Source organism: Agrobacterium sp. MCAB5, from assembly GCF_052114365.1.
GTDB lineage: Bacteria > Pseudomonadota > Alphaproteobacteria > Rhizobiales > Rhizobiaceae > Agrobacterium > Agrobacterium tumefaciens.
Genome location: NZ_JBFREP010000006.1, coordinates 157,147 through 180,370 on the forward strand (window position 1 = coordinate 157,147; position 23,224 = coordinate 180,370).

At 57.8% G+C, this 23,224-nt stretch carries 20 protein-coding genes; 11 read left to right on the forward strand and 9 right to left on the reverse strand.

Going from position 1 to position 23,224, the window contains the following annotated elements; translation table 11 throughout:
• Nucleotides 1–67: 67 nt before the first annotated feature.
• The 5 genes from AB4Z23_RS15665 to AB4Z23_RS15685 form a co-directional block, all read right to left on the reverse strand.
• A complete protein-coding gene (locus tag AB4Z23_RS15665) occupies nucleotides 68–1,729 on the reverse strand; it encodes a peptide ABC transporter substrate-binding protein (protein ID WP_112959727.1) in 1,662 nt (553 codons plus the stop codon).
• Nucleotides 1,730–1,869: 140 nt separating this feature from the next.
• Nucleotides 1,870–3,201, reverse strand: coding sequence for an NAD(P)/FAD-dependent oxidoreductase (locus AB4Z23_RS15670; RefSeq protein ID WP_035199278.1), 1,332 nt, complete (start codon nucleotides 3,199–3,201; stop codon nucleotides 1,870–1,872).
• A gap of 1 nt (nucleotide 3,202) precedes the next feature.
• Nucleotides 3,203–3,913, reverse strand: coding sequence for an SDR family NAD(P)-dependent oxidoreductase (locus AB4Z23_RS15675; RefSeq protein ID WP_025596016.1), 711 nt, complete (start codon nucleotides 3,911–3,913; stop codon nucleotides 3,203–3,205).
• The gene (locus tag AB4Z23_RS15680) at nucleotides 3,913–4,398 is read right to left on the reverse strand and encodes a MarR family winged helix-turn-helix transcriptional regulator (RefSeq protein ID WP_025596015.1); all 486 of its coding nucleotides are present in this window, start codon (nucleotides 4,396–4,398) and stop codon (nucleotides 3,913–3,915) included. Before AB4Z23_RS15680 ends, AB4Z23_RS15675 begins: the two co-directional genes overlap by 1 nt.
• 294 nt (nucleotides 4,399–4,692) lie before the next feature.
• Entirely contained in the window at nucleotides 4,693–6,339 is a 1,647-nt protein-coding gene (locus AB4Z23_RS15685; RefSeq protein ID WP_112154432.1) for an ABC transporter ATP-binding protein, read from the reverse strand.
• Between the two features lie 331 nt (nucleotides 6,340–6,670).
• Here AB4Z23_RS15685 and AB4Z23_RS15690 point away from each other — a divergent pair, with 331 nt between their 5' ends.
• Nucleotides 6,671–8,698: a hypothetical protein gene (locus tag AB4Z23_RS15690; RefSeq protein ID WP_019566406.1), complete on the forward strand. Its 2,028-nt coding sequence runs from the start codon at nucleotides 6,671–6,673 to the stop codon at nucleotides 8,696–8,698.
• Nucleotides 8,699–8,779: 81 nt separating this feature from the next.
• On the opposite strand, the gene AB4Z23_RS15695 is transcribed toward AB4Z23_RS15690, so the two are convergent.
• Nucleotides 8,780–9,238: an Lrp/AsnC family transcriptional regulator gene (locus tag AB4Z23_RS15695; protein WP_013761333.1), complete on the reverse strand. Its 459-nt coding sequence runs from the start codon at nucleotides 9,236–9,238 to the stop codon at nucleotides 8,780–8,782.
• 126 nt (nucleotides 9,239–9,364) lie between these two features.
• Between AB4Z23_RS15695 and AB4Z23_RS15700 the strand changes: the two genes are divergently transcribed.
• Together AB4Z23_RS15700 and AB4Z23_RS15705 are read left to right on the forward strand one after the other, a co-directional pair.
• Nucleotides 9,365–10,648, forward strand: coding sequence for a cystathionine gamma-synthase family protein (locus AB4Z23_RS15700; protein ID WP_025596012.1), 1,284 nt, complete (start codon nucleotides 9,365–9,367; stop codon nucleotides 10,646–10,648).
• A 253-nt stretch (nucleotides 10,649–10,901) separates the two neighbouring features.
• On the forward strand, nucleotides 10,902–11,837 hold the full coding sequence (locus AB4Z23_RS15705; protein ID WP_025596011.1) for an MYG1 family protein: 936 nt from the start codon (nucleotides 10,902–10,904) through the stop codon (nucleotides 11,835–11,837).
• A gap of 151 nt (nucleotides 11,838–11,988) precedes the next feature.
• Here the strand turns inward: AB4Z23_RS15705 and AB4Z23_RS15710 are convergent, their stop codons facing one another.
• Nucleotides 11,989–13,503 (reverse strand): MFS transporter, encoded by a 1,515-nt coding sequence (locus tag AB4Z23_RS15710; RefSeq protein ID WP_025596010.1) that lies wholly within the window; start codon nucleotides 13,501–13,503, stop codon nucleotides 11,989–11,991.
• Between the two features lie 133 nt (nucleotides 13,504–13,636).
• Here AB4Z23_RS15710 and AB4Z23_RS15715 point away from each other — a divergent pair, with 133 nt between their 5' ends.
• Together AB4Z23_RS15715 and AB4Z23_RS15720 are read left to right on the forward strand one after the other, a co-directional pair.
• Nucleotides 13,637–14,527, forward strand: coding sequence for a LysR family transcriptional regulator (locus AB4Z23_RS15715; RefSeq protein ID WP_112959730.1), 891 nt, complete (start codon nucleotides 13,637–13,639; stop codon nucleotides 14,525–14,527).
• Between the two features lie 251 nt (nucleotides 14,528–14,778).
• Entirely contained in the window at nucleotides 14,779–15,573 is a 795-nt protein-coding gene (locus AB4Z23_RS15720; protein ID WP_112959731.1) for an SDR family oxidoreductase, read from the forward strand.
• Nucleotides 15,574–15,842: 269 nt separating this feature from the next.
• On the opposite strand, the gene AB4Z23_RS15725 is transcribed toward AB4Z23_RS15720, so the two are convergent.
• Nucleotides 15,843–16,169 carry a GCG_CRPN prefix-to-repeats domain-containing protein gene (locus AB4Z23_RS15725; RefSeq protein ID WP_013761339.1) on the reverse strand — a complete coding sequence of 109 codons (327 nt, stop codon included), beginning with the start codon at nucleotides 16,167–16,169 and terminating at the stop codon, nucleotides 15,843–15,845.
• Between the two features lie 298 nt (nucleotides 16,170–16,467).
• Between AB4Z23_RS15725 and AB4Z23_RS15730 the strand changes: the two genes are divergently transcribed.
• Together AB4Z23_RS15730 and AB4Z23_RS15735 are read left to right on the forward strand one after the other, a co-directional pair.
• Nucleotides 16,468–16,686: a hypothetical protein gene (locus tag AB4Z23_RS15730; protein ID WP_025596007.1), complete on the forward strand. Its 219-nt coding sequence runs from the start codon at nucleotides 16,468–16,470 to the stop codon at nucleotides 16,684–16,686.
• Nucleotides 16,687–16,804: 118 nt separating this feature from the next.
• Nucleotides 16,805–17,695, forward strand: coding sequence for a LysR substrate-binding domain-containing protein (locus AB4Z23_RS15735; protein WP_013761341.1), 891 nt, complete (start codon nucleotides 16,805–16,807; stop codon nucleotides 17,693–17,695).
• 6 nt (nucleotides 17,696–17,701) lie between these two features.
• Here AB4Z23_RS15735 and AB4Z23_RS15740 read toward each other — a convergent pair whose 3' ends face one another.
• The gene (locus AB4Z23_RS15740) at nucleotides 17,702–17,968 is read right to left on the reverse strand and encodes a CBU_0592 family membrane protein (RefSeq protein WP_003517727.1); all 267 of its coding nucleotides are present in this window, start codon (nucleotides 17,966–17,968) and stop codon (nucleotides 17,702–17,704) included.
• 234 nt (nucleotides 17,969–18,202) lie between these two features.
• Between AB4Z23_RS15740 and AB4Z23_RS15745 the strand changes: the two genes are divergently transcribed.
• The 4 genes from AB4Z23_RS15745 to AB4Z23_RS15760 are packed head-to-tail and all read left to right on the forward strand — an operon-like array spanning nucleotide 18,203 to nucleotide 23,143.
• Complete coding sequence (locus AB4Z23_RS15745; protein ID WP_441360340.1) at nucleotides 18,203–19,765, forward strand: ABC transporter substrate-binding protein; 1,563 nt, start codon at nucleotides 18,203–18,205, stop codon at nucleotides 19,763–19,765.
• Nucleotides 19,765–20,712 (forward strand): ABC transporter permease, encoded by a 948-nt coding sequence (locus AB4Z23_RS15750; RefSeq protein WP_003517729.1) that lies wholly within the window; start codon nucleotides 19,765–19,767, stop codon nucleotides 20,710–20,712. The genes AB4Z23_RS15745 and AB4Z23_RS15750 overlap by 1 nt, the downstream gene beginning before the upstream one ends.
• Complete coding sequence (locus tag AB4Z23_RS15755; RefSeq protein ID WP_019566413.1) at nucleotides 20,709–21,533, forward strand: ABC transporter permease; 825 nt, start codon at nucleotides 20,709–20,711, stop codon at nucleotides 21,531–21,533. Before AB4Z23_RS15750 ends, AB4Z23_RS15755 begins: the two co-directional genes overlap by 4 nt.
• Nucleotides 21,530–23,143: an ABC transporter ATP-binding protein gene (locus AB4Z23_RS15760; protein ID WP_112959733.1), complete on the forward strand. Its 1,614-nt coding sequence runs from the start codon at nucleotides 21,530–21,532 to the stop codon at nucleotides 23,141–23,143. Before AB4Z23_RS15755 ends, AB4Z23_RS15760 begins: the two co-directional genes overlap by 4 nt.
• Nucleotides 23,144–23,224 lie beyond the last annotated feature (81 nt).

Sequence of the window (23,224 nt, forward strand, 5' to 3'; positions counted from 1 at the left end):
GAGTGCCGGCTGCTTCAAAGCCGGCACTTCACATGGATCGGGCATAAAGCCCTGTCTGCGGTAGGCTTTACGCCAGACGCCAGGTCGCAACGTTCCAGGTATCGATACGGTTATTGACGTTTGGCTTCACGTTTTCGACGCCCTGCTTGTGACCACGCACTGTTGCGTACTGGAACAGTGGCAACAGCGGTAGTTCCTTGCGCATGATCTCCTGAATCTTCAGGTAGACGGCCTTGCGTTCCTCCGGCACGAAGAGACTGCCGCCCTTGGCCAGAAGATCATCGACGTCCTTGTTGACGAACTGCCAGGTATTCTGGCCCGAGCCGCCTTTTGCAGCACTCGACGTCGAGCGGAAGAAGTCGGAGGTATCGGGATCCGGGCCGGTCAGGAAGTCGAGCCCGACGATAACCGAATCGAACTTCGACAGCATCCAGTAGTCACCCCACATGACAGCTGGCGGCAGGTTCGAAATGGTCATCTCCACGCCGATATCCTTGAAGGATTGCTGCATGTATTGCTGAACCTGTTCGCGGATGTGATTGCCCGCTGTCGTGGAGCAGGTGAAGGCGAGCTTCACGCCATCCTTGGCGCGTATGCCGTCCGCCCCGGGCACCCAGCCCGCATCGTCGAGCAGCTTTTTAGCTTTCTCGATGGAATATTCATGCTTGGGAAGATCTGGATTGTAATAGAAAGACTGCTGCGGAACGTAGCTTTCGGTGGGTGTGGGCAAACCGTAATAAAGTGCCTCGATGATCGATTGTTTGTCGATCGCCGCATAAAGCGCCTCTCTTACCGCCGGCTCCTTGAACTGTGGACGTTCCATGTTGAACGAGAGGGATTCAATCGTCGAGCCGGGCACGACGTTGACCACCTTGCCGGCGAGATCCTTGGCCTCGTCATAATGGTCGGGTGTGATCCATTGCAGGCCCACCACGTCTATGTCGCCGGTCTTGAACTGGGTGTACATCACATTCAGGTCGGGTACGTATTTGTAGACCAGACGCTCTATATGCGGGCCATCACCAAAATACTCGGTATTGGCGTCGAGCAGAATGTAGTCACCCGCAACCCGCTCCTTCCATTTGAATGCGCCCGTTCCGACCGGCGCGTTGTTATAGGCGGCGGTATTGCGGTCAGCTTCCGCACCTAGGAGGTGCTTCGGCGTAATAAATGTGGAAGCAAGGATCGAGGGATAGGGCGCGAATGGCTTTTCCATCTTCCAGGTAATTTCCGTCGGCGAAACCACGGTCAAATCCCTTACGAATTCGTGCCCGGTCTTGCGCCATGAACGGAAGTTGGGATCGACCAGAAGTTCAAGCGTGAACTTCACGTCTTCAGCGGTGAACGGCTTGCCGTCGTGCCATTTGATGTCGTCACGCAGCTCGACCTTCCAGTTGAGACCATCGGCGGAAATGCCGCCGTTTTCGACCGTCGGCACTTCGGCGGCGAGAGCTGCCACGAAGGCACCTTTCTCGTCGACATAAAACAACGGGTCGAAGATGCTGAAATGGATGCCTTCATCTACTTCAATATGCGGCATATGTGGATTGAACACGGTAGGCTCCTGCGAGAAGCCGACCGTGAGCTGGCCTTTGGCGGCCTTGTCCTGCGCCATGGCGCGGGAAAAACCCGGAAGACCGGAAAGGACGACGCCGGATGCGCCGAGCGCCAAAAGGCCGAGTGCCTGGCGGCGGGTGGTATTGATAAGCGGCTTGTTCTGGTCGGACATTTTTTAGTTCCCCTTGATCCGATGGTTGAACACGACGATTATTTTTGCTTCCGCCTCTTTGGGCGGTACTACTCCCATCAGCAGTTGCCTGCCTCATGCGTCAAAAGGATCGGCGGCACCTGACCGCCGGGCTTCTCATTTCAAAAGCCGCTGACCAGCTCGATCTTCGAGCCGTCGCTGAAGCGGCTGAAACGGAAATCGCGACGATCGACAATCGGATTGCGGCCTGTGACGATATCAGCCATGAGTTTTCCCGCCGCCGGGCCGATGCCGAAACCATGGCCGGAAAAGCCGGTTGCAACATGAAAGCCCGGAATGGCGTCGATATTGTCGATGACCGGAATAGCGTCGGGCGTCACATCGATCATGCCCGCCCAGCGCTGCGAAATTTCGGCCTTTTCGAAAACGGGGAAGGCCTTCTTCAGCTTGGCAAAGGCGCCGTCCGTCATGTCCATGGCCGGAACGGGATCAAGCACGCGGTTATATTCGAAGGGTGAAGCCTCATCGAGCGCCCAGCGGCGCGGAATGCGCCATTCATCGTAAAAGCGGCCAGTCAGGCGCAGGTCGAGCGAGCGCCACTCATGCCGCAGAGCCGGCAGGAATTTCAGTGCATAACGGAAAGATGCGGGCACGATGTCGACGATGTTCTGGAAGCCGTTAGCGATCGTATATCCGCCGTCGAGACGCTTGCGGATCGCAAAACCGTTCGACCAGATTGCCTCTTCCGGGCCGCCTTCCAGCGGCTTTGTGCGCAGCACGGAATTCATGACCTTGAGCTGCGGCAGATCGAGACCGTTGTTGCCGAGAAACAGGCTGGACCACGCGCCACCCGCCATGACCGCCGCCTTGCAGGCAATTTCACCGCGCTCTGTCACGACACCAGACACCTTGCCGCCGGAAAGCTGCAGACCGCGCACGGCGCATTCGGTCAGGATGAAGGCGCCGCGGTCGCGGGCAGCTTCGGCGATGGCCGGGGCGGCGCGCTGCGGCTCGGCCCGGCAATCACCGGCAGTATAGAGCGCACCGGCGACATCCATGTTGGAATGAGGATATTTCGCCTTGAATTCCTTTGCACTCAGCATGCGGCTTTCAATCTGGTAGCCTTCCAGATTGCGGTTCCAGCGTTCGTGCTCGGAAAATTCCTTTTCGTTTGCGCATGTAAAGACAATGCCGGAACGCTTGAAACCAGTTTCCCGCCCTGTACGACGATTGAGATCCGCCCAGATGCGCAGCGATTCTGCCATCAAGGGCACCTCGCGTGGGTCGCGGCGGGAAATGCGCACCCAGCCCCAGTTGCGGCTCGACTGCTCGTGGCCGATACCGCCCTTTTCGCAAAGCGCAACACGCAGCCCCTGATCGACGAGTTCAAGCGCGGTGGAGGTGCCGATAATGCCGCCGCCAATGACGACGACATCGACTTCTTTCGGCAATTCCGCATCGCCATGGACGGGAACGACATAAGGACCGGGCATGTCAGAAAAACTCCTCAAGCTGGCAATTGATGGCGAATTCGGCGACGGAAGCCTCATTCGGTAAGGACAGCAGCATGGCAATGATGCGGGCAAGATCGGCGGGCTGGGTCATTTGATCCGCCGGCCGTTCGGATAAGGCGGTCGCCATATCGGTCGCAACAAAACCGGGGCATACGGCTGTCGCGCGCACGCCGCTTTCGAAGCCCGCCTGTCGGATGGCATGCGCAAGCGCGACCGCCGCAAATTTGGAGAGAGAATAGCTACCGGCAGATGCGGACTTCACCCGCTTGCCGGAGAGGGAAGCGAGGATGATGACCCGGCCACGACCGCTCTCGCTCAACGCCTCCCAGGCGGCCTTAACCAGCCTTCTCGGTGCCTTGACGTTGACCGCAAGCATGGCGTCGATGTCTTCGTCGTCTGCTTCGATCACTGTCTTCGGTATCATGATGCCGGCATTGGCCACGACAGCATCGATACGACCGAAATGCTGATACGCTTCATCGGCCCAGCGCTTCTCCGCACTCGCATCATTTGCGTCGTAATGGGCAAGATGGACCTGTCCCTCGTGACCCACAGCCCATTGCGGCAGCGACGGGCTGCGCATACCAAGCGATACCGACCAGCCTTCGCCAAGAAGAGTAGCAGCGATATGGTCGCCTATACCCCGACTTGCACCGGATATGAGAGCAACGCGTTTTGTCGTTCGTTCCATCATGCTAGCCTCACAATATGGCGGTAGGCGCGACGCAAAATGTCGATAACCTGCTTCTGCTCGTCTTCCGGGATGAAGCTGAAGAAATCGCGCGATTGCTGCGGAACGATCTCCCGGATTTTCGTTGCAAGCGCCGCTCCGGCTTCGGTGATGTAAAGCTCCTGGGCGCGGCTGTCTTCCTGCGACACTTCCCGGCGTATCAGATCGTGCGACACCATCTGGTCGATGATCCTGCCCATTGCAGACCGGTCCCGCATCGTCAGATGAGCTATCACTGAAGGACGGATACCCGGGTAGTCATCGACGAGCAGCAGGGTCGTGATCTTTCCAGTTCCCTTCGCCACATCCAGCCCGTCCAGCCGGGCATCGAGATCGCGCGATACGGCAAGGTTGATCGTGCGGATGTAAAAGCTCAGCGTGTCTTCAAGCACGTCGAGATTGATATCAGTTGGCGATGTCGGCGGGTTTTCAGTTGGTTTGGACATGAAGTTTCCGTTCGAATGGTCAAAGATCGACATTGGCGCACACGCTTTCCCGGCGTGCCGCAGTGCAGGTTTTCGGCCATGTCGTATGTCAGTTTCGTGACTGAATGAAAGGATAATTAGTAGACAAACGCAACTACTTTTTATTCCTGAAATCATATTTTTATTATTTAAATCAGACCTTTAAAAGGAAAACCTCTCGCGCCGCCGGATCCATGATAATCCGGCGGTGCAATCGGTCTTCGATGTCGCGCGATGCAAAGTCTGACGAGGTGTCCGGCTCGTCAGACTTCGATGTTATGTGCCGACGGCAGTTGCCGCAGGTTCCCAATCCGCACCGGGGATCGCCGCAACGAGTTTGCGGGTATAGGGATGGGCCGGCGACCGGAAGATTTTTGTCGGCGGCCCCTGTTCGACAACCGTTCCCTTGTGCATGACAAGCACATCGTCGCAAATCTGGCTTGCGACTCTCAAGTCATGGGTGATGAAGATCATCGCCACCTTCATTTCAGCCTGCACCCGCGCCAGAAGCTCCAGAACCTGCGCCTGTATGGAAACGTCGAGAGCAGACACGGCTTCGTCGGCCACAAGGACGACCGGATCAAACATCAGTGCACGGGCAATGCCGATGCGCTGGCGTTGGCCGCCGGAGAATTCGTGCGGGTAACGGTCATAGGCCTGCTCATCCAGCCCCACGAGCTTCAGAATTCCCAGAGCCTTTATTCTCGCCTCATGCACAGCCATTCCGTGGGCAACGGGGCCGACCGTCAAGATCCTGCCGATCGTATGGCGGGGATTAAGCGACGCGAAAGGATCCTGAAAAATCATCTGGATATAGGGTCGCAACGATCGAAACGCCGTTTCGTCCATCGCTGCTATGTCACGGCCATCGAAGCATATTGAACCGCCATCCGCGTCCAGCAATTTCAGCAGGACACGCCCGAGCGAGGACTTGCCCGACCCGCTTTCGCCAACGATACCAAGGGTCTGGCCCTTGTGAAGCTTGAAGCTGACACCATTGACCGCCTTGACGATACGGGCCTTGCGGAAAAACGAGCCGGAGCTGCGATATTCCTTCTCAAGATTTTCGACCTTGAGAACGACGGGAGCTTCTTCGCTGACTGAACGCTCAGTGCTCCGCATCCGTGGCACCGCAGCGACAAGTCGCTGGGTATAGGGGTGGACGGGATTGACCAGAACCTGGTCCGCCCTTCCCTGCTCCACAAGATATCCCTTCTCCATCACCACGACGCGATCGGCAATTTCGGCAACGACGCCGAAATCATGGGTGATGAACATGACGCTCATGTTCTTGCGCTTCTGTATCTTGCGGATGAGCTCAAGGATCTGCGCCTGGGTGGTAACGTCGAGAGCGGTTGTTGGCTCATCGGCAATCAGGACATCCGGATCGAGTGCCAGTGCCATGGCGATCATGACCCGCTGGCGTTGTCCGCCAGACAGACGGAATGGATATTGCAGCCGCATCAGAGGCGGGTCGGGAAGACCGACTTCTTCAAGTAGATCCAGAACCTTGGTCTTGCGGGTTTCAGGCGTTCCATAGCCATGCGCTTCAAGCACTTCGGCGATCTGATCCCCGATTGTCATCAACGGATTGAGCGCGGAGAGCGGATCCTGGAAAATGATTGAGACCGCCTGACCACGCAGCGGCCGGATTTTATCTTCCCTGGCCGCAAGTATGTCCATTCCCTTGAAATGGATTTCGCCGGAGCTGACTTTTATCACGGGCGACAACAGCCCCATGATCGTGCTGGCAGTGACGGATTTGCCGGACCCGGATTCACCGATAATGCACAGGATTTCACCTGCGTGGAGGTCGAAAGAGATATTCTTGACCGCGTGGGTGCGCTCCATTCCCGGCGGAAGATCCACCGTGAGATTGCGAACGGACAGCACCACGTCGGCTGACGTGGTTGGATGCGACATAAGTTCCCCTTGTTTTTTTGTAACTTTGTTCGCTTTGGCCGACGCTTCATACGTCGGAAACAATATGGTGGACTATGTCTACTATATTGTCCAGTGAGTGGCGGCAGCTGAGACGCTCGAACCGGCACCGCGTTGGCGCTGCCCAGCATTCTTGACCTTTATGATCTGCAAAATGCCAGGCGGTCCCGTTTGATGTTTGGTCAGGAGCGGACCCGGCGTTTTGCGTTTTGGGACAAGTTCTCCAACTGTCCCGCTAGCGCCCACTTGCGGAGCAACTTTCGCGTGCTTAAAAGGCGTGCAGTTTCAAATCGCGTCGGAGAGGACCAATTTCGTGGAACAGGTAAATACCCAAACCGGTAAGGGCCGGACCAAAGCTCTATGGGCGGCGGTTGCGATTATTGCTGTTGCTGCTGCAGGCGTCATCGGGGGTAAGGCCTTCTACGAAGCAAAGGTGAGCGAACTCGTTGCTCGCACTGGCGCAACTGCCCGTTCCGTTGAGGTTGATTTCCTCGGGCAGATTCATATTCGCGAACTGGCCTTGCCGCTTGCCGATGGCAAGAACATCCGGATTGCAGCTATCGATGGACGTCCAAAATTTCCTTTCCTGGATGGCGCACTGGAGCTGAACGACATTAATGTTGATGTGCCAACCGGCAAGATCTCGATGGCGCATGCGCGTGTCGAGAATGCCGCGTTCACAAAACCGGATGCGGCTGAAGTATCCGGAGACGGAAATGCCAACTCTCTGCCTAAGCGCATAGAGCGCTTTGCAGCAGAGCGTATTTCCACGCCTGAGATGACATTCACGCAGTCCATCGCCACCACCGAGCAGAAGACTGTTTATAAGAACGTAGCCTTCTCGGACATCGCCAAAGGCCGGGTCGCCCGATATTCCATCGACAACGCCAGCTACGACATCCAGATGGATCTACCGGACAGCACTGGCGCGATGAAAAAGAAGCACTTGGTCGTATCGACCGGCGCCGTAGCCGGACAGGACTTCGATGCCGCTTACCTCGCAAGGCTCTATACGGAAAAAGCGGGTCCCGAAGATAAGGACGCAAAGCTTCTCTATGGCCCGCTTTCCGTCAGCAAAATCTCGTTCTCGGACGGAGACGGTCATTTCACCTACGATGAAATACGCAGCGACGGCTTCAGCGCCCGCATGCCGGCCGAGCCGCTTCTGGAAACGATGAACGCGCTTTCGGCGGCCAAAAATACCGACGAGCTTTCACCTCAGGAACGCCAGGCAATTTTCGCCAAGGCCCTGTCCATTCTCGATATGATTGGCAAGAGCAACATGCAGTTGCTCGGGTTCAAAGCCGACGCGCCTGATGAAAGCGAAGGGGCTGCCGGCAAAAGGGTCAAGGTCGGCATTGATCGTATCGATATGCAGATGGACAGCCGTAAGCTCGACTTCGGCCTGAATGGCATGTCGATCGGAAATGGCGTCGACACGATCGAAGTCGCCGAGGCAAGCCTCAAGGGCTTTGACTGGAGTTCCACAATCGAGAGTCTCTCCAAAATCGTCGGGCTTGACGACAAGCAGATCGAGACTTTCCCGTTTAATCACCTGATACCGGAACTGGGCACCGTCCGCGTCGGAGGCATCAATGTTGACGTCGCCGCCCCGGAACAGACAGACGACGAGACTGGTGAAAAGACGGAGGGCGTGCCTGAGCGCATCAAGTTCACGCTCAGGAATTTCGAGATGGGTCTGACAAAGCCCTTCAACGGCATACCCACGGATATCGTGATCAGGCAGGATGACCTTTCTCTTCCGATCCCGGAAGATTCGACCGAGGAAGTTTTTGTCGAAGCCCGCAAACTGGGTTTCGAGGCACTCGCCCTGTCTTATGCCCTTGCCGCCGGCTGGGATGAACCGAACAAGAACCTGGTGATCCGGGAAATCTCCATGCGCGGCAAGGATATTGGCAGCGTCAATTTTTCCGGTCTGGCGAGCGGGTTCACCGAGGAGTTCTTCTCCTTCGACACCAATCGTACTCAGGCCGCCCTCCTGGGGCTCGCGGGTCGCGAGGTAAAGCTGACGATCAAGGACGAAGGTATGATGGCCAAGGCTATCAAGCTGTATGCTCTGCAAAACGACATGACCGAGGATCAAGTGCGCGGTGTTCTGACACTCGTGGCAAGCGCGGGCTTGCAGCAGATCGCAGCTGAACAGCCCAAACTCAAGAGTGCGGTGGACGCGTTGCTTCGCTTCATCAACAACCCAGGTACTCTTACGGTTACCGCCCGCTCCACTGGACCAAATGGCCTTGGTCTTTTTGATCTGGTTGCAGCGTCTGAAAACCCGATGCTTCTTCTCGACAAGGTCGATATCCAGGCGACGGCCGAGTAAGTCGTTCGATCGCACCCCCAAACGGTTCAAGCTCCGGTTCTCGGAGCTTGAACACACCGGGCGCGAAGCCTCAAGCAAAGCTTAGATGCGCCGCGCCTTGATGGTGTTCATGACAAAGCTGGTCTCGATGGTGTCGACGCATTTCAGCTTCGCGATCTTCTCCTTGATGAAGCGCTCGTAGTCCTCGAGCCCACCGCACATGACCTTGAGCATGTAGTCCCTCGAACCCGTGACGAGGTGACATTCCAGAACCTCGTCCCAGTCCAGAACGGCCGCCTCGAACATCTGGATTTCGTCATCGTGCTGGCGACTGAGGCGGATGGATGCAAGCGCGGTCATCGTCCATCCCTCGATTGCCGGATCGACGATCGCGGAATAACCTTTGATCACCCCCGTCTCTTCCAGCCGTCGCAGCCTCCGCAGACATGCAGATGCCGACAAGCCGACTCGCTCGGCAAGTTCGTTGTTGGTGATCCTTGCGTCGGCAGACAGCTCCTTGACTATCCGCCGGTCGATTGGATCTGCAATTTTTTGCGACATAAAGCACGATTCTCCGCAATATATTGCTTCATCAGACATATCCACGCTTCAGAATGCAAGGTATTTTGGCTTGATTGGATGTAAGCTGCGGACAGTTCAACGTCTGTTGAGGAGGACCTTCCGCAAATGACCGCACCGCATCCGTCTAAAACCCATATCGGCAACCACGCTCTCCATCCTGAAACCCAGATGCTCAATTACGGCTACGATCCGGAATTGTCGGAAGGAGCGGTGAAGCCGCCTGTGTTTCTGACCTCAACCTTCGTCTTCAAGTCGGCGGAAGACGGTCGCGACTTCTTCGACTATGTCTCCGGCCGCAAGGAGCCGCCCGCAGGCAGAGGTGCAGGCCTCGTCTATTCGCGTTTCAACCATCCCAATAGCGAGATCGTCGAGGACCGCCTTGCCGTTTACGAACGCACCGAGAGTTGTGCGCTCTTCTCGTCCGGCATGTCCGCCATTTCGACGACGCTTTTCGCCTTCGTCCGGCCTGGCGACACCGTACTCCATTCCCAGCCTTTGTACGGCGGCACTGAGACGCTGCTGGCAAAGACCTTCCACAATTTCGGCGTTTCGGCGGTGGGTTTCGCCGATGGTGTCAGCGAGGCCTCGGTGATATCCGCCGCAGAGGCTGCGATGGCGAAAGGCAGGGTGTCCGTCATCCTCATCGAGACCCCCGCCAACCCGACAAACAGTATTGTCGATATCCCCATGATCAGCCGCGTTGCAGACGTGATCGGCCAGAAGCAGGGGCACAGGCCAATCATCGCGTGCGACAACACACTCCTCGGTCCGGTGTTCCAGCGGCCTATCGAGCACGGTGCCGATATCTCGCTCTATTCACTGACAAAATACGTTGGCGGGCACTCCGACCTCATTGCCGGAGCAGCGCTCGGTCGCAAGGATGTCATGAAGCAGGTGAAGGCATTACGCGGAGCGATCGGCACCCAGCTCGACCCGCATTCGTGCTGGATGCTCGGGCGCTCGCTTGAGACGCTACAAATCCGCATGGAGCGGGCAAACAGCAATGCCAAGGTGGTGGCCGAGTTCCTGAAGGCGCATCCCAAGGTCGAGAAAATCCATTATCTGCCGTTTCACGATCCGGCGTCCCCGGTTGGCAAGGTGTTTGCAGATCAATGCACCGGTGCGGGATCGACCTTCTCGTTTGACATTGCGGGCGGGCAGGCAGCGTCTTTCAAATTCCTCAACGCTCTCACGATATTCAAACTCGCGGTCAGCCTTGGCGGTACGGAATCTCTCGCCTCCCATCCTGCAACGATGACGCATTCGGGTGTTCCGGCCGATATCCGCCAGCGCATTGGTGTGCTTGATTCCACGATCCGGCTGTCAATCGGCATCGAACATCCCGACGATCTGGTCGCCGACCTGACCCTCTCTCTGGATGCCGCCTGACGAAGAGGCAAATGCCGCTCCTCCCCGACTGCAATACGTATGGGTTTTCCAGTACATACGAAACACGGAAACAAACGTAGTGCAAGAAGGCGATAAGGGGAGCGGCGTTACCTTCCGCTACGAGTGGAGCCAGTCCCACACCGGCAATATGATACAGAAGCGGCGAATGACGGGTTGAGATGGCGTCGGGCAAAGGGTATCAGGTGCCTCAATTCCAGGCGGACCTCCCGCAAGCAACAAGGCTTATCCTGACATGATCCCGGATTTTCTCGTCACCCATTCCGGTGGCTTCCATGCCGACGAACTGCTGTCCAGCGTCATCCTGACCCGACTTTTCCCGCAGGCCCGCATCGTCCGCAGCCGGGCGCCGGAATGGATCACCCCCGGCGTGGACCGCATCATCTACGATGTCGGCGGCGCCTATGACGCGACAAGCAGGATATTCGATCACCATCAGCGCGGCGCGCCGCTGAGGGATGACGGTCAGCCATATAGTTCATTCGGACTGATCTGGAAGCATTTCGGCCGGGACTATCTTGCCGCCTTCGGCATCCCCTATGAACATGTCGAAACCGTCCATACCTCTTTCGATGGTAGCTTTGTGCTGCCGGTCGATCTGGTCGACAATGGTGCGGTCAGCCCCTCCGTCGCCGGGCCGCTGGTTGCGCTGACGCTACCTGTCCTGCTGGAAACTCTGAAACCTGTTTTTGACGAGACCGACCCCGAAGCAGATGATCGCAGTTTCCACGCGGCGCTCGTCATTGCCCGCAGCTTCGTCGAGGCGAAAATAGCCAAAAGCGCTGCGAAACTGCGCGCCGAGGCGCTTGTAATGCAGGCTATCGTCGATGCCGGTGAAGGTCATATTCTGGAATTGCCGATGGGCATGCCGTTTCGGCCCGCCATTGTGAAGGCGGGCGCAGACAATCTGCTGTTTGTCGTTCACCCGCGTGACAAGGACTGGTGTCTCACCGGTATCCGTCGCGCAGATGAAGGCTTTGAACTGCGGGCAGACCTGCCTGCGGCATGGGCGGGCCTTACAAATGGCGATCTGGAAGCCGTTTGTGGCATTGAAGGCGCGAGTTTCTGCCACAATGGCCGGTTTATTGCCGCCGCCAAAACCCGCGATGCCGCCCTCGCCATGGCAGAGCTGGCTGTGAAAGAGGCGATCTTGCCTGCTCCCGTAGTCTAGTTCATTGAACAACGGCACATGAGTAGGAGATCGCCCGGAAGGCGGGCCGGCGGAGCATATCAAAGGATATGCCCGCAAATGTTCTTCGGCCGCATCACTGGCCTCCCCTCATCCACGCCCAATCGGGAACACCGTGTTCGTTCCCGATAATCTACGGAGCCGTCACCTTGTCGGCGACCGCAGCACTATTGGGCAGCAGGAAAAGGACTGCGATGGCGCATAGCGTCGTCACCGCGGCAAGCCACCAGCAAAGTGTCGAAAACGCAGTCTGATAGGCATCCCGCAACAGGTCGTCCCCGATGTGGGACGATATTGCCGCTGCACCCGCCAGGTCGCCCACTGCCAGACGCTGACCTGTCTGATTCAAGAGGGGCGTAGACAAAGGCGCCAGCCGTCCGAGGGATGCCGAGGTCAATGCCGACAGGGCGGCGCTGACGACTGCAAGCGCGATGCCCTCACCGGCGACCCGCACGGTACTGAATATGCCGGTCGCCATTCCCGCACGCTCCACCGGCACGACGCCAACGGACAAGCCATCCATCAGGCCCCATGGCAGGCCGGCGCCCACCCCGATGACGAGCATGGGCAGAACGATCATGGCTCCATCCTCTGCGGTGAAGCCGGCAAGCCAGACGAGGCCAGAGGCGGCGATCAGCAGGCCGATGCCGCAGAGCATGCCCGGGGAAACATGACGCGCCAACATCGTCGCGACTATAGGCACCACCAGCATCGGAGCCGACAGTCCCAACATGATGAACCCCGCCCCGATTGCTCCTTGTTGCTCGATACCGATGAGGCGCAACGGAATGATAACAAGAAGAACAACGAAACAGGCGCAGGTGGCGATTGGCAATAGCTGCACCCCCACGAACCGCGGATAACGGAACAGCGATAAGTCCAGCATCGGTCGCGCCGCCCGCATTTCGATCAAGACGAAGGCTGCAAGCGAAAACGCAAATCCTGTGCTGAAAGCGATGAGACCGTTAGACCCGAGAACAGGCAGTTCGATCATCGCAACGGTGAAGAGGGTGAGTGTGAGGGTAAAGCTTGCAGCGCCCAGCCAGTCGAGTTCCGCCGCATTGGGATCCCTCGTTTCACGCATCCGTGGCGGGCCGAGGATCAGGGCAAGGAGGCCGATCAGGCCGCCGGCAAGGAATATTGCCCGCCATCCGACCGTTTCGATCATCAATCCCGTCAGCAGCGGACCAGATGCAAGACCGACGCCGAAGGTCGTTCCAAGCAACCCAAAGGCACGCGTCCTAGCGTGGCCGTCGAATTCCTGCGCAAGTGCGGCCGTACCTCCGGCCAGGGCCGCGGCGGCGCCCACGCCTTGACCGGCACGTAGCAGATCGATGATCCACACCGAAGGCGCAAATCCAAGCGCAAAGGAGAAGCCGGTAAACAGCGCAAGGCCGATCAAGAACACCCGCCTTCTGCCATATCGATCTGCCAGCGCGCCTGCCGCCATCAGAAGACTTCCGAAAGCCAGCATGAAGGCATTGGTGATCCAGGTGAGGGATGCAGGCGATCCCCCGAGGTCCTGCCCGATAGCCGGTGTGGCAACCGCACCGGCAGAGAAGTTCAAAGGAAGGGTCAAGGCGGCAAGACACACCGCCACCAATACCGAATTCCGGCTGGCTGAGGATCTATGAGGGGCGTCGTTCATGCGAACTCCAATCGTGAAATGGCATCGCGACACCAAGGTCGCGTATCGGCATCCATCCTCATCAGACGACATGAATTCGACAATCGGCCTCACGGGCCTTTCATTGCGGATTAAAATTCTCTAATCAGTGACAATGGATAAGTTGAGCGAGATCGATGCCTTCGTCCGGGTTGCCGAAAGGCTGAATTTTGCCAAGGCCGGGAAGAGCCTGGGGCTGTCAGCTTCTGCTGTCGGAAAAAGCGTTGCCCGACTGGAGGCATCTCTGGGCGTACGGCTGTTCAATCGCACCACCCGGCAGGTCTCCCTGACCAATGAAGGGGCAATCCTGTTTGAGCGGTATCGGTCCATCCTGACCGATCTGCGCGACGCACATGAAGCAGTAACGGACAATCTGGCCCTGCCCCGCGGCAGTCTGCGCGTGACGCTTCCGACAATCGGATACCGCTTTCTGCTGCCGATCGTGCCTGAATTTCGCCGGCGTTATCCCGATATCGATCTGGAACTCGACTTTAACGACAGGCGCGTCGATCTGATCGAGGGCGGCTTCGATGCTGCAATCCGCAGTGGCGAGCTTGATGATTCCAGCCTGATAGCGCGGCGTCTTGGTCCATTCCGCTTCATTTTATGCGCGTCGCCGGACTATTTTCAACGAATGGGCACGCCCCGGCACCCCAGCCAATTGCCAGAACATGAAGCATTGCGCTTCCGCTTTCCGACCTCCGGCAGGTTTCAGGAATGGCTGCTGGAAAACGGCGACAACCCCCTGTCGAGCATGCGTATCGCCCTCACCTGCGGTAATATGGAGGCGATAAGGGCGGCGGCGATTGACGGGATGGGGCTCGCTTACATGCCTGAATTTCTGGCGACGGACGCCATCAGGGATGGCCTGCTCGAGACGGTCCTGAACGAACATCTCGCCGCACCAGGCCAGTTTTCAATTGTCTGGCCATCAGCCCGCTTCATGGCGCCGCGGCTGCGCGCCTTCATCGATTTTGCGATCGAAAAGCTGTTTGTCGAAACCTGACTGGAGTATCCGCGCATGACAGATGCCAGCGGGCTTATGCGCGCCGGTGGAGTTCGTCCATTGAAGCCATCGGCGGACTAATACGGTGCATTTCTTGACCAATAAGACAGTGGTGGGTAAATAAAGGATGCTGATGAGGAGTTTATGACCATGGACAAAGATCGCCGATAATCCGGACTTACGTCGATGACAGCGCAGTCTTTTTAAAACGACGCGTTGGCTAGCTCAGCATTTGCATCAAAGGAACATTCATGTCCAGACTTTCTGGAAAGACCGCACTCGTGACCGGCGCGGCACGCGGAATTGGTGCGGCTATCGCCCAAGCGTTTGCTGACGAGGGGGCACAGGTCATCGTTACCGATATAGACGTGGATGGCGGCTTGTTGACCGCAGGCTCAATCGGCGGGAGGTTTGTCCGTCTCGACGTCGCATGCGAGGCAGACTGGGCGAAAATTGCCAGTCAATTTCCCAAGATGGACGTCGTCGTCAACAATGCGGGAATAACAGGCTTTGAAGGACCGTTCGAAGGGGCCCCGCCAGCCCATGATCCAGAAAATACCCAACTTGCTGATTGGCACAAGGTCCATGCGGTCAACCTGGATGGCACTTTTCTGGGCTGCCGTTATGCAATCCGCGCCATGCGAGCAAATGGTGCGGGGTCGATTATCAACATTTCCTCACGCTCAGGGCTTGTCGGAATTCCAATGGCAGCGGCCTACGCCTCATCCAAGGCCGCCGTCCGCAACCACACCAAGAGCGTGGCCCTATACTGCGCCGGTCAGGGCCTGAACATCCGGTGCAACTCAATTCACCCTGCGGCCGTGATGACACCGATGTGGGAGCCGATGTTGGGAAATGGCCCGGATCGCAAAGATCGTGAAGCCGCGCTGGTCAAAGAAACGCCCATGCAACGCTTTGGCAGGGCCGAGGAGGTAGCCGCGCTCGCAGTCCTGCTCGCATCTGACGAGGCAACTTATATGACTGGGGCCGAACTGAACATCGATGGCGGCATTCTTGCAGGATCAGCCGCAGCACCGGGAAACTAGAATAACGGGCTATGGGATGGCCGAACATTCTTGGTTCATTGCACCCATTATGATGGAAGATAGTAAAGGTCGAACTTCCACCGACCAGTTCTGTGGCACCCCCGGCAAACGCGTCAAAACCTTGGATCATTTGGGAAGAGTTCGGCCCAAATGACTGATGACGGCAATTGGCGCAAACCGATCAATCTATGCGTTGAAGATCGTCGCTAAAAACTCAAGACGCACCCAGACGGAAAAGGCCCTCCCGGTTCGGAGAGGGCCTGTTTTCATTACCATCGATAGTCGCGACGGTCTCGCCATTCGCGATGTTCGCGCCAATCTCTGCGCTCGCGCCATTCTCTGCGGGCCTGACGTTCACGCCACTCCCTGCGGGCTTCCCAGCGATCACGTCTGTCCCAGCCGCGCTCATATCTCGGCGGTCCATTGGGCCGGCAATATCCGCGCGGCGATAGATGAAAGCCGCGTCCGCAAGCATAGTCCACACTTTGAACGTTGGATGCCAGGGGTGCGGCCGGTTGACCGACAGGCATAGCGTTCGCGCCACTGCCGAACAGGGCACCGAGAATTATTCCAGCGCTTAAAATCATCTTACGCATTTCATCTCCCTCCTTCCGGGATGGAGGGATTTAGCGCCCTTGCCGGTGAACTGTGGCTGAATGAATCTTGATGTTTTCGTGGCAAAAACTCCACAATTGTGGCAGATGCCGGCTTCGCGTTTCGATCACTGCGAAAGGGTTAAGCGGCGTCAAAGCGGCGCGGCTCACTGCCCCGCCCCAGTCAATGCAGACCTGTTATTCTTTTATGTGCCAGTGGTTTGAAGGGGCTCGATGTATCCCCTCCGGTTGCAGTCCCGCGGTTTTCGTCATAGTCCTCAAGCGAATGAGGAGACGGTGATTGAACCCCAATCTGGACACAAAGCCCGAACCAAAGCCAAAGAGCAAACGCCTCATCTGGCCTTGGGTGCTGTTGGCCGTTCTAACGCTTGCAACCTTTCTCGCGCTTGCGGGCATCTATATTTACAGGGAGCTGACATCGACGGCCGAGGATCTGGCTCGAACCTGGCGCGACCTCGTGCAGTTGTTCTGGCTGATAATGCCGGACCGTCAGCCCTAGTCTAGGCTAACAGACAGGCGCTAGTGGCAAAGCCTGAGCGCAGCATGGAATCCCAAAAAAATTGAAGAGTTTGCGGCGGCGGTGTATCGGATCGCAAACTCTGTTTTTGGGAACCTGAATGCAACCGTCTTTTAGATTGCCGCCGCTGGAGGCGCTTGTTGTTTTTGAGGCAGCGTCCCGTTTGGGCAGCTTCTCCCGCGCGGGCAACGAGCTGGGCCTGACGCAGAGCGCCGTCAGCCGGCAGATTGGCAAGCTGGAAGCGTTCATTGGCTCCAAGCTTTTCGAGCGCGTGCCGACAGGCGTGCGACTGACGACCATCGGCGAAAACTACTCGATCGATATATCGCGGCTGATCCTCGATATCGCAAGTGTCACGGACGGCGTCCGCTCGTGGACCGGCGCCAGCCAAATCACCATCGCCTGCTCTCGCGGGATTGCGGATCAATGGTTCATGCCTCGCCTGCAGAAACTGAAACGCGATATTCCCGGCATCGAATTGCGGGTGCGGGTAACTGACGATGTGGCACATCTGCGTCTGGATGAATTCGACCTGGCTATTTTCTATCGCAAGGAAAGACCGATTGGCGTCTGGCTATCGGAACTCGGCCAGGAGGAGGTCGTCCCCGTTTCTGCCCGCGGCATGACCAATCTTATGGAGCAGAGGGCACCGGTTTTGATCTCCATCGAAGATTCGATGCGGGAATGGCAGGATTGGAGCGACTGGTGGCGCTCGTCACACCTGTTGCCGCCACAGGATGCAATCCAGTGGAAACTCGGAGACTATGGCCTCTGCGTCGCGGCGGCATCGCAGGGGCTTGGTGCAACGCTTGGGTGGACCTGGCTCATCCGCGACCAACTGGATAGCGGAGCGCTCGTTCCTGTGCATTCCCATGCCATGCGCTCGGAAGGCAAATTTTACCTGATGCGACCGGCAGATCGCCACCAGCGTAAAATTGTGCGCGAGGTTTCCGATTGGCTGATTGCAGACAACCATAAAACCGCGCGTTGAAAGCCGTCATGCCTGCGCAGGAGGTGTCTTGCGGCGCCGGTCCAGGAGAAACCGCGCGTAGCCGATGATGGTGAACAGCAGCCAGGCGACCTGTGAAATCAGCGAGCCGAGGTTGAAATTCCATATCAGCGAGTAGATCAGAAACACGCCACCCAGAACATTTAAGAGAGTGTAGCGCCAGTCTTCTATCGTCAGAAGTCGTAGCTGCAACAGGGCATAGGCGAAGAGATAAAAAAACGCTCCTGCAAGGCCGACAAGATCCGCTAGCCCCATTTGTAACCACTCCATAAACACGCCCGCCCGGCGAGCGCCTGCTACACCGGACCCGCTCCGGCGCATCCCTTTACTCCGCTTCGCAGATAACCGGATGCGCTCAGATTTCATGACCCCATGCGCAAAAATCATACCCCCCTGCGCGCATCGGTATCTAGTGCCGAACCGTCGAGTACGATACGCCACTGCCAGCCGCGCCTCGTCCGGCCCCGATAAAAAACAGGGAACCCAAACATGACATCCTCCCCCTTTTCCTTCTCGCTCGACCGGCGGCATTTTCTTGCCGGCGCGGCCAGCCTCGCGGCGCTTTCTGCCGGTTTAATCACAGACGCCAGTGCGCAAGGCGCGGACACACCGAAGAAGGGTGGCGTTTTGAAATTGGGTATCGGCGGCGGCAGCACCACGGATAACCTCGATCCCCGCATCCTGAAAGACTGGGTGCCGGTCAATCAGGCCTTCATGATCATGAACGGCCTTGTCGAGATCGATGCCAGCAATCACGCTGTGCCTGAATTGTTCGAAAGCTGGGAAGCGCAGCCCGGCGCCGTGGAGTGGGTCTTCAAGCTGCGTCAGGGTGTCACCTTCCACAACGGCAAGACCCTGACGGTGGAAGACGTCATCTACTCCATCAACCTGCACCGTGGCGAAACCACCTCTGCGGCACGCTCGGTCGCGTCTGCGCTCAAGAGCGTCGACAAGCTCTCCGACACCGAGGTCAAGATCGTCCTCGAAAGCGGCAATGCCGACCTTCCTTACATCCTGTCCGACTACCATTTCCTCGTTGTGCCTGAAGGCTGGACGGATTTCAGCAAACCTGTCGGCACCGGGCCATTCGTGTTCGAAAGCTACGATCCGGGCGTTCGTTCGCGCTTTACCCGTAATCCGAATTACTGGAAGCCGAATGCCGCTCACGTTGACGCCGTGGAAGTCATCGTCATCAACGATATCGCCGCACGCACCAATGCCATGATGTCGGGTCAGGTCCATGCGATCAACCAACTCGACTTCAAGACAGTAGACCTGCTGCGCCGTAACCCCAACCTCAACATCGTCCAATCGGCTGGCGGCCAGCACTTCACGTTCCTGATGGATTGCACGCAGGCGCCATACAAGGACAACAATATCCGCCTTGCCATCAAGCACGCCATCGACCGCGAGCAGCTTTTGAAAACCGCGCTGCGTGGCTACGGCCGCATCGGGAACGATCATCCGATCCCGAGTTCTGACCGCTTTTATGCCGCGGATCTGGCGCAGCGTCCCTACGACCCCGAGAAGGCGAAGTTTTATCTGAAGCAGGCTGGCCTCGATACGCTCAAGGTAGAGATTTCCGCTTCCGACGCCGCCTTCTCCGGCGCTGTGGATGCAGCGGCGATTTTCCGCACGAGTGCGGCCAAGGGCGGCATCGATGTTTCTATCAAGCGCGAACCCGCCGATGGCTACTGGGACAACGTCTGGATGAAAGCTCCATTCTGCATGTCATACTGGGGCGGACGCCCGACAGCAGACCAGATGCTGACCATCGCTTACCAGTCCACCTCGGCGCAAAATGATACGCACTGGAAGAACGAAAACTTCGACAGGAAACTCATCGAGGCGCGTGCACTTCTCGATGATGCGAAGCGCAAGGAAATCTATGCCGAGCTTCAGGCGCTCATCTCCAATGAGGGCGGCGCCATGATCCCGATGTTCGGAGATTATCTGGATGCGACATCCAAGAAACTGAAGGGCGTGACCACGCATCCGATGTTCAACTTCATGGGTGCCCGTCTCGCTGAAAAGGTCTGGTTGGACGCATAATGACTAAGCTTATCCTGAAGCGCATTGCTTTGGGTATTTTGACGCTTCTGCTGGTGTCGGCGCTTATTTTCGCCGGCACTCAGCTTCTTCCCGGAGATGTGGCGTCGGCAATACTCGGACAGAATGCGACGCCTGAATCTCTCGCCGTGCTGCGCGCCGATCTCGGTCTGGAGCAGCCCCTTCTGCAACGTTATCTTTCCTGGCTCGGCGGTTTCGTAACCGGCGACCTTGGAAATTCGCTGGCAAACCACCAGCCTGTCGCAGCTCTCCTATGGCCGCGGTTCTGGAACACCATGGCGCTGGCGCTGTATGCCGCCGTCGTGTCCGTTCCGGTTGCCGTACTTCTGGGTCTGTTCAGTGCCATCTGGCGCGGCAGCCTGTTCGATCGGGCTGTCAACATCGTTGCGCTGGGCTTTGTCTCCCTTCCGGAATATTTTCTGGGCCTGTTGCTGATCCTTTTCGTGTCCGTGCAGTACAATCTTTTGCCGAGCCTTGCCGACACTTATCCGGGTATGGGCTTTGCGGATTGGCTGAAAGCCACCACGCTTCCTGCTCTGACGCTGGTTCTGGTTACTGTGGCGCAGATGCTGCGCATGACCCGCACCGCCGTTCTTGCGGTGATGGATCAGGCCTATGTCGAAACAGCCTATCTCAAGGGATTGCGGACCAAACGCGTGGTTCTTCGCCACGCGCTTCCCAACGCCGCGGCCCCGATCGTCAACGTCGTATCGTTCAACATCGCCTATCTCATCACCGGTGTGGTGCTGGTAGAGGCCGTGTTCAACTATAACGGCCTTGGCCGTTTCATGGTCGATGCCGTTTCGAAGCGGGACCTTCCACTGGTACAGGCAGCAGCCCTCGTTTTCGGCGCAACCTACGTCATTCTAAACATCATTGCCGATGTGTCGGCAATTGCGCTTAACCCGCGCCTGAGGCATCCGCGATGAAAATGCTCCGCACCATCACCCCAACCGCATGGGTCGGTCTTTTCATCATTTCGGTCAACATCGTCCTGTTCGCAGCCGGTCCGCATATCGCGCCTTTCGGGCAGGAGGAGATCGTCGGTTCGCCTTTCGATCCGCCTTCGGCAATGCACTGGTTTGGCCTTGATCAGAACGGACGCGATATGCTGTCGCGCCTTTTGGCCGGTGCGCAAATCTCCATCGGCGTTTCGCTGGCGGCGTCCCTGCTCTCCTTCACAATCGGCATCACGCTTGGTTTCATCGCGGCCATCTTTGGCGGCTGGCTCGATATGGTTCTTTCGCGCATCGTCGACACTGTCATGTGTATTCCAGTGCTGATCTCGGCTCTTGTCGTGCTGCAGGCGCTAGGCTCGTCCATCCCCGTGCTGATAGTGACCATTGCGCTTCTGGATTCCACCCGCGTCTTCCGTCTGGCGCGCATTGTCGCCCAGGGCGTGAATGTGCTGGAATATGCCGAGACCGCGCGCCTGCGCGGAGAAGGCCTGATCTGGCTAGTGTTCAGGGAGATACTGCCCAATGCCCTGCCGCCGCTCATTGCGGAATTCGGCCTGCGTTTCTGCTTCACCTTTCTGTTCGTGGCCGGTCTGTCCTTTCTCGGGCTTGGCGTTCAGCCGCCTTTCGCAGACTGGGGCGGCATGGTGAAGGACAACCAGCAGGCCATTCTTTACGGCCTCTACGCACCGCTTTATCCGGCCGCTGCCATCGCCGTTCTCACCATCGGCGTCAATCTCGTCGTGGACTGGCTGCTGGCTGGCCGCAGCGCAATTCAGGGAGCAGACCGATGAGTAACAATGAGGTCCTGAAAATTCGCGGCCTGAAAGTTGCCGCACCGAATGGAGCAATTCTGGTTGATGGTATCGATCTGGATCTCAAGCGCGGTGAGGTCAAAGGGCTGATCGGTGAATCCGGCGCCGGTAAATCCACCATCGGGCTTGCCGCCATGGGATATGGCCGAAACGGTTGCCGAATCGTTGGTGGAGAAATCGTCGTGAATGGCGTTTCGCTGATGACGGTGGATCGCGCCGGTCGTGAGGCGGCGCGCGGTGCGCGCATCGCCTATGTGGCGCAAAGTGCAGCTGCGGCGTTCAACCCTGCCATGAAGATTGGCGAACAGATTATCGAGGGGCCGCTTTACCACGGCGTCATGAACCGGCGGGAAGCCGAAGCCTGGATGCTGGAACTGCTGCAAGCGCTGCAACTTCCCGATTATCAGCATTTCGGCGACCGTTACCCGCATCAGGTCTCCGGTGGGCAGTTACAGCGCGCGATGGTGGCCATGGCGATGTCATGCCGCCCTGACATACTCGTGCTGGACGAACCCACAACGGCACTCGATGTCACCACGCAGATAGAGGTTCTGGCCCTGCTCCGCAGCCTCATCCAGCGCTACAATACCGCCGCCCTCTACATCACGCATGACCTTGCCGTCGTCGCGCAGATTGCTGACAGCATCATGGTCTTGCGCCATGGCAAAAAGGTAGAAGCAGGTTCTGCCGAGGATATCCTCGAGCACCCGCAGGAAGACTATACGCTCCGTCTTGTTTCCGAACGCCAAGCCAGCATGTCCGGCGAATCCGTCCAGAACAGGGGTGGTGAAATCCTGCTCGAAGCGCGTGACGTCACCGCCTACTACGGTCGCAAGAAGGTGCTGGACAACGTTCACTGCGAAATCCGAAAGGGCGAAACACTGGCAGTCGTGGGTGAATCCGGTTCGGGAAAATCCACTTTGGCCAGGGTTATCGCCGGGTTGCCGCCGCAATCTTCCGGTGTCGTTTCGCTTGCTGGACACCGGCTTGCGGACAAGTACTCCAGGCGTTCGCGCGAAGATCTTCGCCGTATCCAGCTCGTTTACCAGCTTCCGGATGTGGCGCTCAATCCACGCCACACCGTCGGCGAGATCATCGGCCGTCCCATGTCGTTCTATTTCGGAATGAATGAAGATGAGCGCGCCTCCGAGGTGAACCGGTTGCTGGACCTGATCGGTCTGCCCCGGGAGTTTGCAGAGCGCCTGCCAAAAGCGCTTTCCGGGGGGCAGAAGCAGCGCGTGTGTATCGCACGCGCACTTGCCGCAAGACCCGATCTTATCATCTGCGACGAGGTGACATCGGCACTTGATCCTCTCGTGGCGGAAGAAATTCTCAGACTGTTGCGCTCGTTGCAGGATGAACTGGGCGTCTCCTATCTGTTCATCACCCATGACCTCGGCGTCGTTCGCCGGCTCGCCAACAGGACGATGGTGATGCAGCATGGCCGCATTGTCGAAACCGGCACGACCAAGGAGGTTTTTGCACCTCCTAACCAACCCTATACCGAACAGCTCATCACCTCGGTCCCCGAACTGCGGCGCGACTGGCTGGATGGCGTGCTGGCAAAACGTGGCCTCCCCGCCGCATGATCTGCGGGGCGGTTCACTCTTTGATGGGTGTCGCCTCGCATTCTTTCATTGTTGTCTCCCGGCAAAGCGATGCCCGCTTCA

What these genes read in the sequence shown, in the direction of transcription:
- AB4Z23_RS15665 (WP_112959727.1), bottom strand. Translation starts at nt 1,729, where the DNA reads ATGTCCGACCAGAACAAGCCGCTTATCAATACCACCCGCCGCCAGGCA.
- AB4Z23_RS15670 (WP_035199278.1), bottom strand. Translation starts at nt 3,201, where the DNA reads ATGCCCGGTCCTTATGTCGTTCCCGTCCATGGCGATGCGGAATTGCCG.
- AB4Z23_RS15675 (WP_025596016.1), bottom strand. Translation starts at nt 3,913, where the DNA reads ATGGAACGAACGACAAAACGCGTTGCTCTCATATCCGGTGCAAGTCGG.
- AB4Z23_RS15680 (WP_025596015.1), bottom strand. Translation starts at nt 4,398, where the DNA reads ATGTCCAAACCAACTGAAAACCCGCCGACATCGCCAACTGATATCAAT.
- AB4Z23_RS15685 (WP_112154432.1), bottom strand. Translation starts at nt 6,339, where the DNA reads ATGTCGCATCCAACCACGTCAGCCGACGTGGTGCTGTCCGTTCGCAAT.
- AB4Z23_RS15695 (WP_013761333.1), bottom strand. Translation starts at nt 9,238, where the DNA reads ATGTCGCAAAAAATTGCAGATCCAATCGACCGGCGGATAGTCAAGGAG.
- AB4Z23_RS15700 (WP_025596012.1), top strand. Translation starts at nt 9,365, where the DNA reads ATGACCGCACCGCATCCGTCTAAAACCCATATCGGCAACCACGCTCTC.
- AB4Z23_RS15705 (WP_025596011.1), top strand. Translation starts at nt 10,902, where the DNA reads ATGATCCCGGATTTTCTCGTCACCCATTCCGGTGGCTTCCATGCCGAC.
- AB4Z23_RS15710 (WP_025596010.1), bottom strand. Translation starts at nt 13,503, where the DNA reads ATGAACGACGCCCCTCATAGATCCTCAGCCAGCCGGAATTCGGTATTG.
- AB4Z23_RS15715 (WP_112959730.1), top strand. Translation starts at nt 13,637, where the DNA reads ATGGATAAGTTGAGCGAGATCGATGCCTTCGTCCGGGTTGCCGAAAGG.
- AB4Z23_RS15720 (WP_112959731.1), top strand. Translation starts at nt 14,779, where the DNA reads ATGTCCAGACTTTCTGGAAAGACCGCACTCGTGACCGGCGCGGCACGC.
- AB4Z23_RS15725 (WP_013761339.1), bottom strand. Translation starts at nt 16,169, where the DNA reads ATGCGTAAGATGATTTTAAGCGCTGGAATAATTCTCGGTGCCCTGTTC.
- AB4Z23_RS15735 (WP_013761341.1), top strand. Translation starts at nt 16,805, where the DNA reads ATGCAACCGTCTTTTAGATTGCCGCCGCTGGAGGCGCTTGTTGTTTTT.
- AB4Z23_RS15740 (WP_003517727.1), bottom strand. Translation starts at nt 17,968, where the DNA reads ATGGGGCTAGCGGATCTTGTCGGCCTTGCAGGAGCGTTTTTTTATCTC.
- AB4Z23_RS15745 (WP_441360340.1), top strand. Translation starts at nt 18,203, where the DNA reads ATGACATCCTCCCCCTTTTCCTTCTCGCTCGACCGGCGGCATTTTCTT.
- AB4Z23_RS15750 (WP_003517729.1), top strand. Translation starts at nt 19,765, where the DNA reads ATGACTAAGCTTATCCTGAAGCGCATTGCTTTGGGTATTTTGACGCTT.
- AB4Z23_RS15755 (WP_019566413.1), top strand. Translation starts at nt 20,709, where the DNA reads ATGAAAATGCTCCGCACCATCACCCCAACCGCATGGGTCGGTCTTTTC.
- AB4Z23_RS15760 (WP_112959733.1), top strand. Translation starts at nt 21,530, where the DNA reads ATGAGTAACAATGAGGTCCTGAAAATTCGCGGCCTGAAAGTTGCCGCA.